Below are 15,443 nucleotides of genomic sequence, written 5' to 3'. Positions count from 1 at the left end.
GCGGCGGGACATGCGTCCACATCCGGGTGAGAACGCTTTAAACACCACGATGGGGCGAATTTCCGCAGCCCGGATTCGAACACCGGCCCGAGGGCGACCACCGGATCGACCGCGTCGCACCCCCGGACAGGCCTCCGCGTCACGCCTTCGCGTCGCCCGACCGGTGGCGCAGGCCCAGGGCGAGGCCGAGCACGACCACCGCCATCCCCGCCCACACCAGCGGTCCCGGCGCGCGGCTGCCCACCGCGATCCCGGCCAGCGCGGCGGCCACCGGGGCGACACCCGTGAGCAGGCCGACCCGGCCCGAGCCGAGGGCGGCGACCGTGGAGTACCAGAGCACGAACGCCACGGCGGTCACCATCACCGCCAGGTACGCGACGGCCGCCCACTGGGTCGCCGTCACCTCCGCCACCGCGCCCGCGCCCTCCGCGACCAGGCCCAGCACGCCGAACATCACCGCGCCCAGCCACACCGAGTGCAGCGACACGCCCCACGCGCCGTGCCGGGCCAGCACCGGGATCGCCAGCAGCGTGAACGCCGCCTCGCACACCATCGCGACCGCGGCCCACGCCACGCCCTGCGCGTCCGCCCGCCCGGCGCCCTCGACCAGCGCCGCGCCCGCCGTGACCACGACCGCCGCGACCAGCACCGGCCCCTGCGGCGTCCGCCGCTCCAGCAGCGGCCCCACGACGCCGATCACCACCGGCACGCACGCGATCGCGACCGCGACGACCGCCGGCTCGGCGTGCGCGACCCCGCGCACCACGGCCACGTTGAACAACACCAGGCCGGTGGCCGCGATGCCCGCCAACCACCCCCACTCCCGCCCGCGCGGTCGGACGATCGGCACGCGCAACAACCTGGCCACGAGCGCGAGGACGACGATCGCGGCGGCGTAGCGGACGGCTTGCGCGGTGAACAGCGGTGCGTCGACCAGCGCGCCGGACACGCCGACGCTGCCGCCGACCAGGGCCATCGCGGTGATGCCCGTGGCGATGCCGCGCACCGGAGGTCGGACGGGTGCGGTGACCGGGGTGACTTCCTGCATGCCGTCACCCTGCCGCCACAATGGTCCGATGAGCAGGTCCAAAGAGGGCTCGACCGACAGGTCCACAACCGGTGCCGACCGGTCCACGCCGGGAGCGGACTTCCTCCAGTTGGACCTCACCGACGCGCCGGTCGGCGGACTCGCGGACTGGCTCACCCGACAGCTGCGGCAGGCAGTCCTGGACGGTCGGCTGCCGGTCGGCGGCAGGCTGCCGCCGACCAGGGCGCTGGCCGCCGAGCTGCGGGTGTCGCGCGGCGTGGTCACCGAGGCGTACCAGCGGCTGACCGAGGACGGGCAGGTCGTGGGGCGCGGTCGCGCCGGGACGGTCGTGGTCGCCGCGCCGATTCCCGCCGTCCCACCGCCCGGACCGGCCGTGCCGCCGGGACGATCCGCGCCGCCACCGGGACCTCCGGCGGGCGCGGTGGACTTCGAGGCGCTGCGCGCGCTGCCCGCGCGGATCGACCTGTCGCCGGGCGTGCCGGACCTGGCCGCGTTCCCGCGCACCGCGTGGTTGCGCGCCGAGCGGTCCGTGCTGGACGGCCTGTCACCGGCCGACTTCGGCTACGGCGACCCGCGCGGCGCCCCGGTGTTCCGCGCCGCCGTGGCCGCCTGGCTCGCCCGCAACCGCGGCATCCGCGCCGATCCCGACGAGGTGGTCGTGGTCGCCGGGGTCGCGCAGGCGTTCGCCCTGCTGGCCCGCGTCCTGCGGGACGAGGGCGTCGCCGACGTCGCCGTCGAGGACCCGGGGTCGCTCGGCGCGCGGCAGCAGCTGGCCAACTGGGGCCTGGCCACCCCACCGGTCCCGGTCGACGCGCACGGCGTCCGCGTCGACGACCTCGTGGCCACCGGCGCGCCCGCCGTGCTCCTCACACCCGCGCACCAGTTCCCGACCGGCGTGGTCCTCGACGGGCGTCGGCGGCGCGAGCTGATGCGGTGGGTGGACGGCGGCGGCCTGGTGATCGAGGACGACTACGACGCCGAGCACCGCTACGACCGGCCGCCGGTGCCCGCGCTGCGCTCCCTGCGCGCCGACGGGGTCGCCTACGCGGGCAGCGTGTCGAAGCTCCTCGCACCGGCGCTGCGCACCGGCTGGTTGCTCCCGCCCGCCCGGTACCGGGACGCGGTGGTGGCCGCCAAGCGGGACGCGGACCTCGGCAACGCGGTGCTGCCGCAGCTGGTCCTGGCGGACCTGATGGGCAACGGCGACCTGGAGCGGCACCTGCGGCTCGTCCGCCGCCGCCACCGCGAGCGCCGCGACGCGACGATCGGGGCGGTCCGCCGGCACCTGCCGGGCGCCCGCGTGCACGGCGCCGCGGCCGGCCTGCACCTGATGGTCACCTTCGGCACGCCGTTCTCCGACGTGGACCTGGTCACCGCCGCGCTGGCGCGGGGCGTGAAGGCGCACCCGCTGTCCTGGCACCGCCACCGGCCGGGCGACCCGGGCCTGGTCCTCGGCTACGCCGCCGCGACCGCCGGCGACATCGCCGAGGGCGTGGCCGTCCTCGGCGAGTCGCTGCGCGACCTGCTCTGACCGGTCGGGGTCACTTCCTCCGCGCCCGGTAGGCGGCCACGGCGAGCCGGTTGCCGCACGCGGTGGAGCAGTAGCGGCGCGACCGGTTGCGGGACAGGTCGAGCACGACGCCCTCGCACGCCTCGTCGGCGCACACGGACAGCCTGCTCATCTCGTCCGCCCGGATCACGTCGACCATCGCCATGGCCGTCTCCGCGGCGATCCGGTCGGCCAGCGGCGTGTCCGGGTGCACGACGTGCAGGTGGTAGTCGAACCCGTCGTGGCGCACCAGCCTGGGCACCGCGCGGTGGGTCGCGAGCACGTCGTTGACCAGTCGCGCCGCGGTGTCCCGATCGCTGGTCAGCATGCGGCGCAGCGGGGCGCGCAGCGCGCGGACCGCCGCCAGGTCGCGGTCGTCGCGCGCCGGGGCGCCGGTGTAGCCGTGCTTCGCGAAGAACGCGTCCACCTGCGCCTGCCCGGTCATCGAGTCCGGCTCGGCGACCGAGTTCACGAGTTCGACCGCCGCCAGCAGGGCAGCGGTCGTGTCATGGGTGAAAACCACATTGACATATTACCGTCGGCGTCCATAGCGTCATGGGTCATGAGCCTGGTGACGCATGACAAGGAGACCGGTCGGGCCGCTTCCGGACTGGGGCTCGCCCTGGTGTCGGCGTCGTCCTTCGGGCTGTCCGGGCCACTGGGCCGCGGGCTGATGGACGCCGGCTGGACGTCCGCCGCGGCGGTGGCGGTGCGGGTGCTGCTCGCCGCGCTCGTGCTGCTGCCGGTGGCCGTGGTCCGGTTGCGCGGGCGAACGCACCTGCTGCGCCGCAACGCACCGCTGGTCGCCGGCTACGGGCTCGTCGCCGTGGCGGCCTGCCAGCTGTCCTTCTTCAACGCGGTGGCGCGGATGGAGGTGGGCGTCGCGCTGCTCGTGGAGTACACCGCGCCGATAGCCGTGGTCGGCTGGCTGTGGTTGCGGCACGGCCGGCGGCCCGGCCGCCTCACCGTCCTCGGGGCGGCGCTCGGCGTCGTCGGCCTGTTGCTGGTCCTGGACCTGCTGTCCGGCGCGGAGGTGGACGTGATCGGCGTCCTGTGGGCGCTGGGCGCCATGGTCGGCGCGGCGGTCTACTTCGTGCTCTCGGGGCGGGAGGACGACGCGCTGCCCGGCAGCGCCCTGGCGGCCGGCGGACTGCTGCTCGGCGGCCTGGTGCTGGTCGTGGCCGGCCTGGTCGGGCTCGTCCCGTTCGAGGCGACGACCGCACCGGTGCGGTTCGCCGGAGTCGCCGGTGACGGCGTCACCGTGGCCTGGTGGCTGCCGGTGCTCGGGCTCGGCGTGGTGACCGCGGCCCTCGGCTACGTCACCGGCATCGCGGCGACCCGCCGACTCGGCTCGCGCCTGGCGTCGTTCGTGGCGCTCACCGAGGTGCTGATGTCGCTGGTCTTCGCGTGGGTGCTGCTGGGGGAGGCGGTGCGACCGGGCCAACTGGTCGGCGGCGCGCTCACCCTGCTCGGGGTCGTGGTGGTGCGGCTGGGCGAACCGCGGACGTGATCCGGCCTCGTGACGCCCGGGCCACGTCCGCGGCGGACCGGGGTCAGCCGGTCGCGCCGTCCAGGTGGGCTTCGAAGCGGGCCGCGGCGAGGGCCTCGTCGACGGTGTCGTGCAGCGGCAGGAGGCGGTCCATCGCGGTCAACTCCAGGGAGCGCCGCACGGCTCTGGAGGCCACCACGTGGACGGGCCTGCGCGGTGTCGCGTTGTGCTCGCGGAGCCGGCCGAGCGCGGCGATGCCGGAGGAGGCGAAGAACGTCACCTCCGCCAAGTCCACGACGAGGCACGCCGCGCCGCCGTCGAGGGCGGTCGCGCAGCGGTGGAAGAGGTCGTCACTGGTGAACATGTCGATCTCACCGGTGACGCGGACCACCGCCGCGTCACCGGGGGTCGTGCTGGTGGTCGCCGTCGAGGGCAGCTGCGAGGAAGTCACAGGGAATCCATGCCCACGATCGAGTGACGGTAAACCCGGATCAGCCCACCAGTGCGGGGGTCAGGCCGGGAAAGGGCAGTCGCGCCCACACCACCTTCGCCTCCGCCATCCGGCGCACGCCCCAGTCCTGGCAGAGCGTCAGCACCATGCGCATCCCGTTGCCGCGGTGCTCGCCCAGCGTGGACCGGCCGACCAGCGGCAACCGGTCCGGTGTGCCGTCGCGCACCTCCACCACCAGGAGCGACCCGTCGCCCGCCCGCTCGCGGCGCAGCAGGAGGTGGCGCGGCGCGGCGGCGTGGTCGCACGCGTTGGCGGCCAGTTCGGTGGCGACGAGTTGCACGTCCTGCACGAACTCCTCGTCCGAGCCCGCGAGGACGCGGGCGATCTCGCCGCGCATCGCGGCCAGGTTGTCGGACGTGGGGGCGGCGTCCAGCGCCACCACGTCGTCGCCGCCCGCGGTCGGAGTGGCGACAGGCGCCCGGAGTGAGCTGTGATCCGGCATTCCGCATCCTCGTGGTGGTGGTCGAACGCCTCGGGGGAGTACGTCGTGGCACAGCCCGGTTTCCCCTCGTACGGCCCCTCTACACCAGGACAGGTGAACACGCTTACCGCGAACCGGGTGGTCGTGGTCACAGCGCGACCGTCGTCCGGGGCCGTGAACCGGAACCGCGCCGTCCTCGACTGAAGGGGCGAAGGGAGGTGCGGATGAGCGACGAGTTGCTGGTCGTCCGGTGCCAACTGGGTGAGCGCGGCGCGTTCGCCGAGCTGGTGCGGACCTGGCACGGCGTGGTGGAGCGGTACGTCGGGCGGATGCTCGACGGACCGGACGACGACGTGGTGCAGGAGGTCTGGCTCGCGGTGTTCCGGGGGCTGCCCCGGCTGCGGCGGCCCGAGCGGTTCGCGCCGTGGCTGTTCACGATCGCGCGCCGCGCGATCGTGAACCGGCTGCGGGACGAGTACGCGCGGCCCGAGCGGGTGCCCGGACCGGAGGGGCGCGGACCGGAGGGGCGCGACGAGGCGGACGACGTGCTCGACCGGGAGGTGGTGGCGGAGGCGCTGGGCGCGCTGCCGGTGCGGGAACGGGAGGTGCTGATGCTGTTCTACCTGGAGGACCTGTCGGTGGAGGCGTGCGCGCAGGTGTGCGGCGTCCCCGTCGGCACGGTCAAGTCGAGGCTCGGCCGGGCGCGCGGGCTGATGCGGGCGGAACTGGCGCGGAAGGGGTACGGGGCATGACGCCGGAGGAGGTGCTGCGCCGGCTGGACGCGCCGCTGTCGCTGCGCAGGCGGCTGGGGTACGCGGCGGTGGGACTCGCCGGGCTCGTGGGCGCCGGCCTGGTGGTGCTCCTGTGGGCGACCGAGCCCGGGCTGCCGCCGCGCACGGCGGCGGCGTTCGCGGTGCTGGCGGCGATCGGGGCGGGCTGGGCCGGGGTCGCGGCCTGGGTGCTGACGCGGCGGACGCCGCTGTTCGCCCGCGACCGCGTGGTGACGGCCTGGGCGGGGGTGGTCGCGTGGGCGGTGTTCACGCTCGGCGCGTCCGCCATCGCCCTCGCACGGCACGAGGTGCGCCCCGTTCCGGTCGTGCTGGTGCTGGTGCTCGGCGCGGTGGCCGCGGTGAACCTGGTGGCGGCGCGGCGGGCCCGCGCCGCGCTGCTCGAACGCAAGGCGCGGCTGGGTGGGGAATCGCTCCCCCGGGAAGGTGAGGTGGACTAACGGTCACTGACTCGAATGGCCTAACCTGTCAATTCGCTACGTAACATTCTCGTCCTATTTGGCCGGATGGGCGACAGCCCGTCCGACCGAGTGGGGGATCTCTGGGTACGGTGCGTGTCGATCGATCGTTCGAGGTGGAGGTCCTGCGGGTGAACATCGACGAGATGTTGCGCGAGGCGATGGCCGTGGAAGGCGCGGTCGGCGTGTCACTGGTCGACTACGACAGCGGCATGACGCTGGGCGCGCAGGGCGGCAACGCGCTGCTGGACCTCGAAACGGCGGGCGCGGGCAACACCGAGGTCGTGCGGGCCAAGCTGCGCACCATCGCGGCGCTCCAGCTCGACGACGCGATCGAGGACATCCTGATCACCCTGTCGAAGCAGTACCACATCATCCGGCCGCTGGCGGAGGACAAGGGCGCGCGGATGTTCCTCTACCTGGTCCTCGACCGGTCGCGCGCGAACCTGGCACTGGCCAGGCTGCACCTGCGGCGCGTCGAGCAGGCGCTGATCGTATGACCGCGGACCGGGTGCAGATCCGGCTCCAGGACCCCGCGGCCCTGGGGGAGCTGCTCGGCAAGGTGCGCGCGGACGTCGACGGCGTGGACGGCCTGGTGGTCACCAGCCGCGACGGCATCGTCCTCGCCGCCGACCTGGGCCCCGGCACGTCCCACCCCGACGACACCGCCGCCCAGGCCGCCGCGATGGCCGCCGCGTCCGCGGGCATCGGCTACCGGTTCGTCCAGGCGTCCAACCTCGGGCGGCTCCAGGGCGTCGTGCTCGAAGGCGACCGGGGGTGCGTGGGCGTGCAGCCGTTGAGCGGCACGCTGCTGCTGGTACTGCTCGGCGCGCCGGGCACCGTGATGGGCCGGTTCACGGTCGCGGTCAAGCGCGTGCTGGCCCAGCTGCTGGCCCCGGCGACCGACTGAACGGGGCTCACCCGGAACAGCGGCACCCCTCGGACGCGGTCCCGTCGTACTCGTCGTGCCAGTTCCACCAGGCGTACGGCGGGGTCTGCGGGTAGCCCTCGGGGGAGTCCTCCCACTCCTCCTGCCGCCCGAGCGCGGTGATGTCGAGGTAGCTCCAGGTGCCGCCCATCGCCTCGTCGCCGCGGTTGTCGACGAAGTAGGTGCGGAACACCCGGTCGCCGTCGCGGATGAACGCGTTCGTGCCGTGCCACTCGTCCACGCCGAAGTCGGCGTCGAACCCGTCGGTGATGGTGTACCAGGGCATCCGCCAGCCCATCCGCGCCTTGAGCCGGCCTATGTCCGCCTGCGGCGCGCGCGAGGCGAAGGCGAGGCTGGTGTCGCGGGCGTGCAGGTGGGCGGGGTGGGCGACCTGGTCCGCGACCAGGGAGCACCCCTTGCAGGCGTGGTCGGGCCAGCCGGACACGCCGGGTTCGAAGAACGCCCGGTAGACGATGAGCTGACGGCGTCCCTCGAACAGGTCGAGCAGGCTCACCGCGCCCCGCGGACCCTCGAACCGGTAGTCGTCGCGCACGGCCAGCCACGGCATCCGCCGCCTCCGCGCGGCGAGCGCGTCGCGGGCGCGGGTCAGCTCCTTCTCCCGCACGAGCAGGTCGAGGCGGGCGGCCTCCCACTCCTGCGGTGACACGACCGGAGGTGTCTTCACGGTGTCTTCCCTTCGAGTGCGCGGAACGAGGCGGGCCCGGGCGGGCTCACCGGTCGAGGTGGTCCTTCAACGCGCCGAGCGGACCGTCCCAGTCGCGGGCCAGCGCGGCCAGGAACTGCTGCGCCACCCGCATCGGGGCGGAGCGGAGCCGGTAGCGCACCCGCCGTCGTTCGCCGGGTTCGGCCGTCACCAGACCGGCCTCGGCGAGCAGGGCGAGGTGCTTGGCGATCGCCTGCCGGGTGATCGGCAGCCGGTCGGCCAGTTCGGTGGCCGTCGCGGGGCCGGTCGAGGCCAGCCGTGCGAGCAGGGCGCGCCGGGTGGGGTCGGCGAGCGCGACGAACACCTGCTCGGCGACGGCCTCGCGGTCGGCCAGGGCGCGGTCGGCGGGGGCGCGGCCGGGGCTGTCAGGCGGCATCGAGGTGGTCGACCAGTTCGCCGAGCTTCTCCTCCCACCCCTGCGTGTTGCCGTCGTGCGCCGTGCGATGGGCATCTTCCGGCAGTTGGCCGAAACCGGTTTCGACGACGGTCACCCGCGTGCCGTCGTCGACCGGTTCGAGCGTGAACTCGACGTAGGTGCGGCGCGGGTCGTCCTCGGGGAGCCCGTGGACGCGCCAGGTGAACGCGAACACCGACGGCTCCTCCACGTGCTCCACGCGCAGCTCGACGCTGTCCCCGTTCGTCCAGCCCAACCGGACCGCGCCGCCGGGGCGCAGGTCGACCGCCGCGTCGTCGCCGAACCAGCTGCCCAGGCCCTCGGCAGTGGTGAGCGCGTCCCAGACCTTCGCGGGTGGGTGGGCGACTTCGATGGACCGCTCGATGCGATCGGGGAACGCCATGACGACCTCCAACAGGGTGCAACCGGATGGTTGCCACCATATGGCAACCATCCGGTTGCGTCAACGTCCCGTCCCGCGCCTACCCCGTCCGGTAGGCCCGCACCACCGTCTGCGTCACCGAGTTGCCGGCGGCGTCACGGGCGGTGATCCGCAGGGACGTGAAGCCCGGCGCGGCCGGGTGGGACACCAGCGCCAGGCCCGTGCCCCTCGCGTCGAACGCGGTCGGCGCGGTCCGCCAGGTGACCCCGTCGTCGGACGACGACTCGACCGTCAGCGACACCACCCGGCCGGCCGGCGCACCCGGTTGGTACTGGGTGACCAACCGCAGCGGGAACACCCGCCCGGCGGGCGCGCGACCCTGCCCGTCCACGTCGCCCGCCGCGCGCACCACCATCATCGGCACCGGCCCGCCCGACTCGCGGAACGTCCAGGTGACGTCCGCCCGGGTGCCGATCACCGACCAGGGCACGGCCCGCTCGGCGGTGGACCGCAGCGTGTACGCGCCCGGCCCCTCCGGGACGTCGAACACGCCGGTGCCCGGCAGGTCGCTCACGCCCAGGGACACCCCGTCGCGGAACAGCTCGGTGGTGCCCGTCGCGTTGTAGGAGATCAGCGTGAACTGGTCGGGGTCGCCGCCGGACAGCAGGGTGACGGCGACCGACAGCCGCCCGTCGACCCGCTGCACGCCGAACCCGAGCCGCGCGTCGCCGAACGCCGGCCCGAGCGGGGCGCGGTTCCAGTGCGCGGTGTACCGGCCGGGCCGGTAGGACCGGTAGGAGACGGTGTTCTCCACGTCCTCCGCGCCCGGCGGGTACACCGCGGTCAGGTGCTGCCACGTCACCTCGTCCGACGCGGTGTAGAACTCCGTGCGGCGGCTCGGGATCGCGTGCGGCGACGCCTCGAAGATGCCGCTGTTCGCGCCGGGGGCGTCGATCATCGCGTAGTCCGACCGCTGTCCCCCGGTGGGCGCGCCCTGCGCGTAGTAGCGGGCGTCCACCCGGGCCAGGTCGCGGTCGCGCGCGGTGAACCGGCCCGCCGGGATGGCCCCGCGCGACAGGAACGCCAGGTGGTAGGCGGTGTCCGGGGTGGTCAGCAGCACCCGGTAGGAGAACGAGAACACGTGGTCGGTGACCGTGCCGGGGGTGGCGACCAGGTGCACGCGCTGGCCCGGCCGCGCGAACCAGCCGAGCGCGGAGGTGCGCTCGGCCGTCCCGGAGACCAGCAGCAGCTCGCCCGTCCGGAACTCGACCCCGGCCCGGTCCACGGTCGTGGTGAGCGGGGTGCCGCCGGTCGCGTCGAGCACCACCGACGTCGCCCGGTCCACGGTCACGCCGGGCGACGACAGCACGGTCACGTCGTCGCGGTCGGACAGCTCGACGGCGTTGACGTCGTAGCGCCCCCTGGGCAGCCGGACGACGCCCGTGCCGCCCACCAGCCGCACGCCGAACGCCGCGCCGGTCGCCGTGTCCACCGCCTTCACCACGGACGACGCCGTCGTGCCCGTGCGCCCGCGCAACGTCACGCGCACGTCGTGGCTCTCCGGCTCCAGCACCGCCGTGAGCGCCGTGCGCACCACCACGCCGGCCGCGGTGCCGGTCAACCGCGCGCCCTGCCGCCCCGACGCGCCCGCCGGGTCCGCGTGCACGACCACCGAGGCGGTGCCGCGCGCGGGCACGACCACGTGCGGCGCGGATGGCGTGAACAGCGGCGAGTCGGTGCTGAGCGAGAGCGTCACGGGCGCCGGGCCGTCGTTGCGGTAGGTCACCGTCCGGTCCGGGCGGTCGGCGTGCGGCCAGGGCAGGAACCCGAAGCCGACACCGCCCGAGGCGCTCACGTCCTGGCTGACCGCGCGGGCGACGTCCACCCGGCCCGCGCCCTGCTCGAACACGTCGGCCGTCGGGTGCGCCGTGCTGACCAGGTGCGGCTTGAGCCGGTCCGCCGCCCAGCCGCCGTGCCGCTGGCGCAGCAGCGCGGCGGCCCCGGCGACGTGCGGCGCGGCCATCGACGTGCCGGACAGCGCCGCGTAGTGCCCGTCCACGGGCGCGGTGTCGCCGGCGGGCGTGCCGGGGACGCGCGCGGACACCACGTCGCCGCCGGGCGCGGCGATGTCCGGTTTCACGGCGTGGTCGCGCAGGCGGGGCAGGCGCGGTGAGAACGGGCTGGTGGTGTCGTCCTTCGCCACGCTGCCCACGGCGAGCGCGGCGTCGGCCGCGGCGGGGGAGGTGACCGAGGCGAGCGGGTCGGGCTGGTCGAGCGCGCGGTCGTTGCCCGCGGCGACCACGAACAGGGTGCCGTGCCGGGCGGTGAGGTCGTCCAGCGCGCGGGACACCGGGTCCGTGCCGTCGCTGTACGCGCCGCCGAGGCTCATGTTCACCACCGGCGCGCGGGGCGCGATCCACTCCATGCCCGCGATGACCGCCGAGTCCGGGCAGCCGAACGCGGTGCACACCTTGCCGCTGACCAGGTGCGCGTCCGGTGCCACGCCCCGGTGCAGGCCGCCGGACGCCGCGCCGCTGCCCGCGACGATCCCGGCGACGTGCGTGCCGTGGCCGACCTCGTCGGCGGTGCCGGTGCCGGTGAAGTCGGCCTGCTCGACCACCCGGCCCGCCAGGTCCGGGTGGCTCGCGTCGACCCCGGTGTCCAGGACGCCGACGGTCACGCCCGCCCCGGTGAGACCGCTGTCCCACGCGGTGGGCGCGCCGATCCGCGGCACGCTCGCGGCCAGCGTCGGCTTCGACACCCCGTCGAGCCACACCGAGGCGTTCGAGCGGGTGAACCAGGCCCAGAACCCGTCGGCGGGCTCCACCGCCGCGCCGCGCACGCTCGGCAGGGCACGCGCCCGGGTCGCGGGCACGTCGCCGCCCGCGTCGGTCACGATCAGCGGCGTGGGCCGGTCGCGCGGCAGCCCCGCCACCTCGAACAGGCGGGGGTCCAGCCGGCCGGCGTCCAGCAGCGGCAGGGCGTCGGCGGGCACGACCCGGTCGCCGTCGCGCAGGAACCCGACGTGCTCGCGGCCGGGCGCCGGTCTCACCCGCACCGCGAGACCGCGCGGTCCCGGCAGGAGGGTGAGCCGGTCGCCGGTCACCAGCGTGACGGTGGGCCCGTCCGGTTCGCCGCGGGCACCCGGGACGGCGTGCGCCGGCACGGGCGCGGTGAGGGCGCCCGCCACCAGCAGCGGGACCAGGGCGAGGGTGGGGGCACGCACGGTCTTCCTCCAGTCGACACGATCAGCCGGTCAGGGCCGCGCCCGCCAGCGACACCAGGAACGCGCAGCCGAGCAGCGCCGCCAGCCGGGCGGAGTAGCGGCCCCACAGGGCGTGCCAGTCGCCGGGGTGGCGCAGCGCGGCCGTCGTCATGAGGGCGCGGCCCAGGCCGAACCCGACACCCGTCCACAGCGCGCCCGACGGCGGCGCGGTGAGCAGCACCGCCAGCGCCGCCGCGTACGGCAGGCCGCTGGGCAGGTAGGTCCGCACGCCCGTGCCCATCTCCAGGCCGAACTGGAGCGGGCCGAGCAGGCGGCCCAGCCGGAACACGCCCTCCGGCACCAGCCGCCGGTTCTCCGGCAGGGTGAACCGCAGCACGCCGGCCTCCCGCAGCAGCAGGGCGGCCAGCGCGAGCGCCACCAGCGCCCACCGCAGCCACCCGGGCAGCGGCACGCGCAGCAGCGAGCCGACGACCAGGAGCGCGGCAGCGGTGATCGCGCCACCGAGGAGCAGGCCGGCGCGGAACGCCAGCGCGGGTGTGCCTCGCCAGACCGGCGAGCTCAGCACGTCGGCCGAGTTCCGGCTTCAAGTGGAGCCGGACGTGGCGAACCCGGCGGTGACGCCGACGAACAGCCACGGCGCGAGCGCCGCGCCGCCCGCCGACGCGGCGGTGAGCGCGGCGGCGAGGACGAGCGGGTGCCACGGCATCAGACCCTGGCCCGGCAGATCGTCAGGTAGGTCTGCCCGGTGTGCCCACCGCCCCAGTAGGTGCTGAACCCGTCGGAGCAGCGGTACACCCGGCCGTCCGGCGTGGTCCAGCGCCAGGCGTTCTTGGCGGTCACGGTGCCGCACGTGGTGGCGACCGGCATGTGGTCGACCTGCACGTCGCCGGCGGTCACCGTGCCGTACTTGTGCCAGCCGCCCTCGCAGAACTCGCTGCTGCGCCACGCCCCGGCGTAGCAGGCGGCGTACGTGCCGACGAACTCGCCGCCGGTGTCGCCGTCCTCCGGGTAACCGGTGGGGTAGGCGTCGCGGCAGTCCGTGCGGTCCCAGCCGGTCAGCGCGTTCGGGCCGGTCTCCGCGCGGGCGCGGCCGGGCAGGGTGAGCGCGGCCGACCCGATGGTCAGCGCGCCCAGCGCCACGGCCTTGAGCACGGTCCGCCGCCGTGACGGCCTCAGGCCGCTCAGCGCGGTGCTGCGCCCGGGGCCCGGCGCGGGACCGGTCAGGTCAGGGATCGAGTCGAACGCGATCACCGCGCACCCCCCACTCGTCGAGCACGTCGTCCACCTGCTCCTCTCGCACCGGCAGCACCACCCGCGCCACCCGCCCGGCGGCGTCGACGAGCATCAGCACGGGCGGCGCGAGGTGCGACACGACCCGCCACGCCTCGCGGTCGCGCACCACGTCCAGCCGCGTGTCCCACACGTCCGGTGACTCGTGGGTGAGCAGCACCGCGTCGGCGAGCCGCCGCGCCACCGCCACGCACAGCGGGCAGCCGGAGTCCGCGGCCAGCACCACGCGCCCGGCGAACCGCGGACCCAGCACCAGGTCCGGCTGGGCCGAGGAGAACCCGCCGGGGTCGCGCGCCACGGTCGCGCGCAGCAGCCGCACCTCCCGCAGCACGGCGGCGAGACCCAGGAACAGCACGAGGATCGCGACCCACGTCAAGACGGCGAACGCCGTGCCGGGGTTCACGGCGCGCTCCACGCGACGGCGATGCCGTCCAGCCAGTCCAGGCGCTCCCGGTCGGTCCGGTGCGGCGAGTCGGCGAGCCGCACCTCGGCCACGCCCCGGGCGCAGCCCAGCACGAACGCGTGGTCCGCCGGCCTGGTCGAGCCCTCCGCGCCGGGCAGCGCGACCTTCCACACCTCGCCGTGCCGGGTGGGCGCGCCGGCGTGCGCCGGGACGTGGTCGCGCGCTTGGCGGGGGCCGGGGATCGACACCGTCCCGAAGTCGCGCACCACGACCACGACGTGCTCGCTCATCGTGCCGAGCAGCGTCTCGGCACGGGGCGCGACGACCATGCCCGGCACCCGGTCGTCCACGCGCAGTGAGCCGAACAGGGCGAACACCCGTTCGCGGCGCGGCGCCGGACCCGCGTACACGGTCATCAGCTCGTGGTAGGAGCCCATCAGCGTGGCCACCGACGACTCGCCGTCGCGGGCCTCGGCGACCACGACCTCACGACCGTGCACGAGGAAGCGGTCGGTGGTGGTCGCTGGTGCGACGTGCGTGCAGGCGAAGTCGTGGTAGCCACGCGGGCCGATCTGGAAACCGGTGCCGTAGGAGCCTCCGGCGAACCGCACGGCGGCGGCCACGCTCGACACCGGCGCGGTGTCCGGCAGCGTCACGGTGACCTGGTCGCCACTGGGGGCGACCAGGGCTAATCGTTGTTCGGCGGTCACGCCGGCAGACGCTAGAACAGCTCTCGCGGCTCCTCCACCGGCTTCCGCCGAACGGCTCGCACCCCGAAGTCGTCGCAGCGTGGCGGGTTTGAACCGGGGCGGAGCGGCAACCGCTGGTGCCGGAGCGGTGCCCGCGCTGCGCGGCGGGGCAATCCGGTCACCGGGCTTCCCGACCGGCGGGTCGCGGTGCGGACCGCCGGTTCGGTGCGCCGAACCGGCGTGCGGCCGGGTCGTCCGGCCGACGTTTCACGCCCAGTGACGAGGGTAGCCGGATCGGTGACGACATCGGGCAGCCGAAGGGGGAAGTCACCATGCGCGTCGGCATCGTGCTGGTCGCGGCGCTGTGCACCGCAGTGGGGTGCGGCGGGGGGAACGACGGGGCCGCGCCGGGCACGACCGCGTCCGGGTCGGGGTCGACGCCGCAGTCCGCGCCGCCGTCCGAGGTGACCAACCGGCACGTGGGCGTGCTGGCGGAGGTCTCGTCGGCGGACGTCGCGTTCACCTACGACCCGGTGGCCGCCCCGCCCGGCGCGGAGCTGGAACTCCAGGTCGCCGAGGGCGAGGGCTCGACGACCGTGCGGCTGCTGGTCGACGGCCTCCAGCCCGACCGCGGCTACGCCGTGCACGCGCACACCGAGCCGTGCGGGGAGACCGGGGCGGACGCCGGTCCGCACTACCAGCACGACCAGGACCCGGCCGCGGGCCCGGACAAGCCGTCCACGGACCCGACGTACGCCAACCCGCAGAACGAGATCTGGCTGGACCTGACCACCGACGCGCAGGGCGCGGGCAGCACGGAGACCACCGTGCCGTTCGGCTTCGGGGACCGCGCGCCCGCGTCGATCGTGGTGCACGAGAAGGAGGCCACCGCCACCGAGCCCGGCCAGGCGGGCAGCGCCGGCGGTCGGGTCGCCTGCCTCACCGCGCCGTTCACCGGGGCCTGACCGGTCCCGCCGCCGGACGAGGGCGGTACCCGACCTTGATCGGTCACGGACCCGGCGGGCGCGGGCGTCCTGCGGCGCCGTGCTCGACCGGGAGTTCTCCGTGATCGCGCGCCAGTGATACCCGCCCACCGCAGCGTGAGGAGCGGGCGGGCCCCCTGGCCCCGCCCGCCCCTCACGG

20 protein-coding genes are annotated in these 15,443 nt (G+C 75.3%); 7 read left to right on the top strand and 13 right to left on the bottom strand.

From position 1 onward, the window contains the following. Nucleotides 1-139: 139 nt before the first annotated feature. The gene (locus CKY47_RS13300; RefSeq protein ID WP_306746065.1) at nt 140-1,048 is read right to left on the bottom strand and encodes a DMT family transporter; all 909 of its coding nucleotides are present in this window, start codon (nt 1,046-1,048) and stop codon (nt 140-142) included. A 28-nt stretch (nt 1,049-1,076) separates the two neighbouring features. Between CKY47_RS13300 and pdxR the strand changes: the two genes are divergently transcribed. After that, nucleotides 1,077-2,579: a MocR-like pyridoxine biosynthesis transcription factor PdxR gene (gene pdxR, locus CKY47_RS13295; protein ID WP_306746064.1), complete on the top strand. Its 1,503-nt coding sequence runs from the start codon at nt 1,077-1,079 to the stop codon at nt 2,577-2,579. 10 nt (nt 2,580-2,589) lie between these two features. Here pdxR and CKY47_RS13290 read toward each other — a convergent pair whose 3' ends face one another. After that, nucleotides 2,590-3,120, bottom strand: coding sequence for a CGNR zinc finger domain-containing protein (locus CKY47_RS13290; protein ID WP_306746063.1), 531 nt, complete (start codon nt 3,118-3,120; stop codon nt 2,590-2,592). 39 nt (nt 3,121-3,159) lie between these two features. Between CKY47_RS13290 and CKY47_RS13285 the strand changes: the two genes are divergently transcribed. Then, a complete protein-coding gene (locus CKY47_RS13285; RefSeq protein WP_306746062.1) occupies nt 3,160-4,107 on the top strand; it encodes an EamA family transporter in 948 nt (315 codons plus the stop codon). Between the two features lie 43 nt (nt 4,108-4,150). Here the strand turns inward: CKY47_RS13285 and CKY47_RS13280 are convergent, their stop codons facing one another. Together CKY47_RS13280 and CKY47_RS13275 are read right to left on the bottom strand one after the other, a co-directional pair. Next, the gene (locus tag CKY47_RS13280) at nt 4,151-4,537 is read right to left on the bottom strand and encodes an STAS domain-containing protein (protein ID WP_306746061.1); all 387 of its coding nucleotides are present in this window, start codon (nt 4,535-4,537) and stop codon (nt 4,151-4,153) included. Nucleotides 4,538-4,577: 40 nt separating this feature from the next. Beyond that, nucleotides 4,578-5,039 carry an ATP-binding protein gene (locus tag CKY47_RS13275; protein ID WP_306746060.1) on the bottom strand — a complete coding sequence of 154 codons (462 nt, stop codon included), beginning with the start codon at nt 5,037-5,039 and terminating at the stop codon, nt 4,578-4,580. Between the two features lie 203 nt (nt 5,040-5,242). Between CKY47_RS13275 and CKY47_RS13270 the strand changes: the two genes are divergently transcribed. From CKY47_RS13270 to CKY47_RS13255, 4 genes are all read left to right on the top strand, one after another. Continuing rightward, nucleotides 5,243-5,770 carry an RNA polymerase sigma factor gene (locus CKY47_RS13270; protein WP_306746059.1) on the top strand — a complete coding sequence of 176 codons (528 nt, stop codon included), beginning with the start codon at nt 5,243-5,245 and terminating at the stop codon, nt 5,768-5,770. Further along, nucleotides 5,767-6,246 carry a hypothetical protein gene (locus CKY47_RS13265; RefSeq protein WP_306746058.1) on the top strand — a complete coding sequence of 160 codons (480 nt, stop codon included), beginning with the start codon at nt 5,767-5,769 and terminating at the stop codon, nt 6,244-6,246. Before CKY47_RS13270 ends, CKY47_RS13265 begins: the two co-directional genes overlap by 4 nt. A 149-nt stretch (nt 6,247-6,395) precedes the next feature. Then, nucleotides 6,396-6,764: a hypothetical protein gene (locus CKY47_RS13260; RefSeq protein ID WP_306746439.1), complete on the top strand. Its 369-nt coding sequence runs from the start codon at nt 6,396-6,398 to the stop codon at nt 6,762-6,764. Beyond that, nucleotides 6,761-7,174 carry a roadblock/LC7 domain-containing protein gene (locus CKY47_RS13255; RefSeq protein ID WP_306746057.1) on the top strand — a complete coding sequence of 138 codons (414 nt, stop codon included), beginning with the start codon at nt 6,761-6,763 and terminating at the stop codon, nt 7,172-7,174. Before CKY47_RS13260 ends, CKY47_RS13255 begins: the two co-directional genes overlap by 4 nt. 7 nt (nt 7,175-7,181) lie before the next feature. Here CKY47_RS13255 and CKY47_RS13250 read toward each other — a convergent pair whose 3' ends face one another. The 9 genes from CKY47_RS13250 to CKY47_RS13210 all read right to left on the bottom strand — a co-directional run bounded on the left by CKY47_RS13250 (nt 7,182) and on the right by CKY47_RS13210 (nt 14,321). Next, nucleotides 7,182-7,877: a DUF899 domain-containing protein gene (locus CKY47_RS13250; RefSeq protein WP_306746056.1), complete on the bottom strand. Its 696-nt coding sequence runs from the start codon at nt 7,875-7,877 to the stop codon at nt 7,182-7,184. Nucleotides 7,878-7,923: 46 nt separating this feature from the next. Further along, nucleotides 7,924-8,292, bottom strand: coding sequence for an ArsR/SmtB family transcription factor (locus tag CKY47_RS13245; RefSeq protein ID WP_306746055.1), 369 nt, complete (start codon nt 8,290-8,292; stop codon nt 7,924-7,926). Next, complete coding sequence (locus CKY47_RS13240) at nt 8,282-8,713, bottom strand: SRPBCC domain-containing protein (protein WP_306746054.1); 432 nt, start codon at nt 8,711-8,713, stop codon at nt 8,282-8,284. The genes CKY47_RS13245 and CKY47_RS13240 overlap by 11 nt, the downstream gene beginning before the upstream one ends. A gap of 79 nt (nt 8,714-8,792) precedes the next feature. After that, on the bottom strand, nt 8,793-11,918 hold the full coding sequence (locus tag CKY47_RS13235; protein WP_306746053.1) for a S8 family serine peptidase: 3,126 nt from the start codon (nt 11,916-11,918) through the stop codon (nt 8,793-8,795). 22 nt (nt 11,919-11,940) lie between these two features. Beyond that, on the bottom strand, nt 11,941-12,483 hold the full coding sequence (locus CKY47_RS13230; protein ID WP_306746052.1) for a hypothetical protein: 543 nt from the start codon (nt 12,481-12,483) through the stop codon (nt 11,941-11,943). 18 nt (nt 12,484-12,501) lie between these two features. Next, complete coding sequence (locus CKY47_RS13225) at nt 12,502-12,624, bottom strand: hypothetical protein (protein ID WP_306746051.1); 123 nt, start codon at nt 12,622-12,624, stop codon at nt 12,502-12,504. Continuing rightward, nucleotides 12,624-13,169: a hypothetical protein gene (locus CKY47_RS13220; protein ID WP_306746050.1), complete on the bottom strand. Its 546-nt coding sequence runs from the start codon at nt 13,167-13,169 to the stop codon at nt 12,624-12,626. The genes CKY47_RS13225 and CKY47_RS13220 overlap by 1 nt, the downstream gene beginning before the upstream one ends. After that, on the bottom strand, nt 13,144-13,623 hold the full coding sequence (locus tag CKY47_RS13215; protein ID WP_306746049.1) for a hypothetical protein: 480 nt from the start codon (nt 13,621-13,623) through the stop codon (nt 13,144-13,146). The genes CKY47_RS13220 and CKY47_RS13215 overlap by 26 nt, the downstream gene beginning before the upstream one ends. Next, nucleotides 13,608-14,321 (bottom strand): hypothetical protein, encoded by a 714-nt coding sequence (locus CKY47_RS13210; RefSeq protein ID WP_306746048.1) that lies wholly within the window; start codon nt 14,319-14,321, stop codon nt 13,608-13,610. Before CKY47_RS13210 ends, CKY47_RS13215 begins: the two co-directional genes overlap by 16 nt. Before the next feature lie 311 nt (nt 14,322-14,632). Between CKY47_RS13210 and CKY47_RS13205 the strand changes: the two genes are divergently transcribed. Then, nucleotides 14,633-15,265 carry a superoxide dismutase family protein gene (locus CKY47_RS13205; protein WP_306746047.1) on the top strand — a complete coding sequence of 211 codons (633 nt, stop codon included), beginning with the start codon at nt 14,633-14,635 and terminating at the stop codon, nt 15,263-15,265. Nucleotides 15,266-15,443: the final 178 nt, after the last annotated feature.

It is taken from the genome of Saccharothrix longispora (genome assembly GCF_030852425.1).
Classification (GTDB): domain Bacteria; phylum Actinomycetota; class Actinomycetes; order Mycobacteriales; family Pseudonocardiaceae; genus Actinosynnema; species Actinosynnema longispora.
This window is presented reverse-complemented; position numbering and strand designations above follow the sequence as displayed.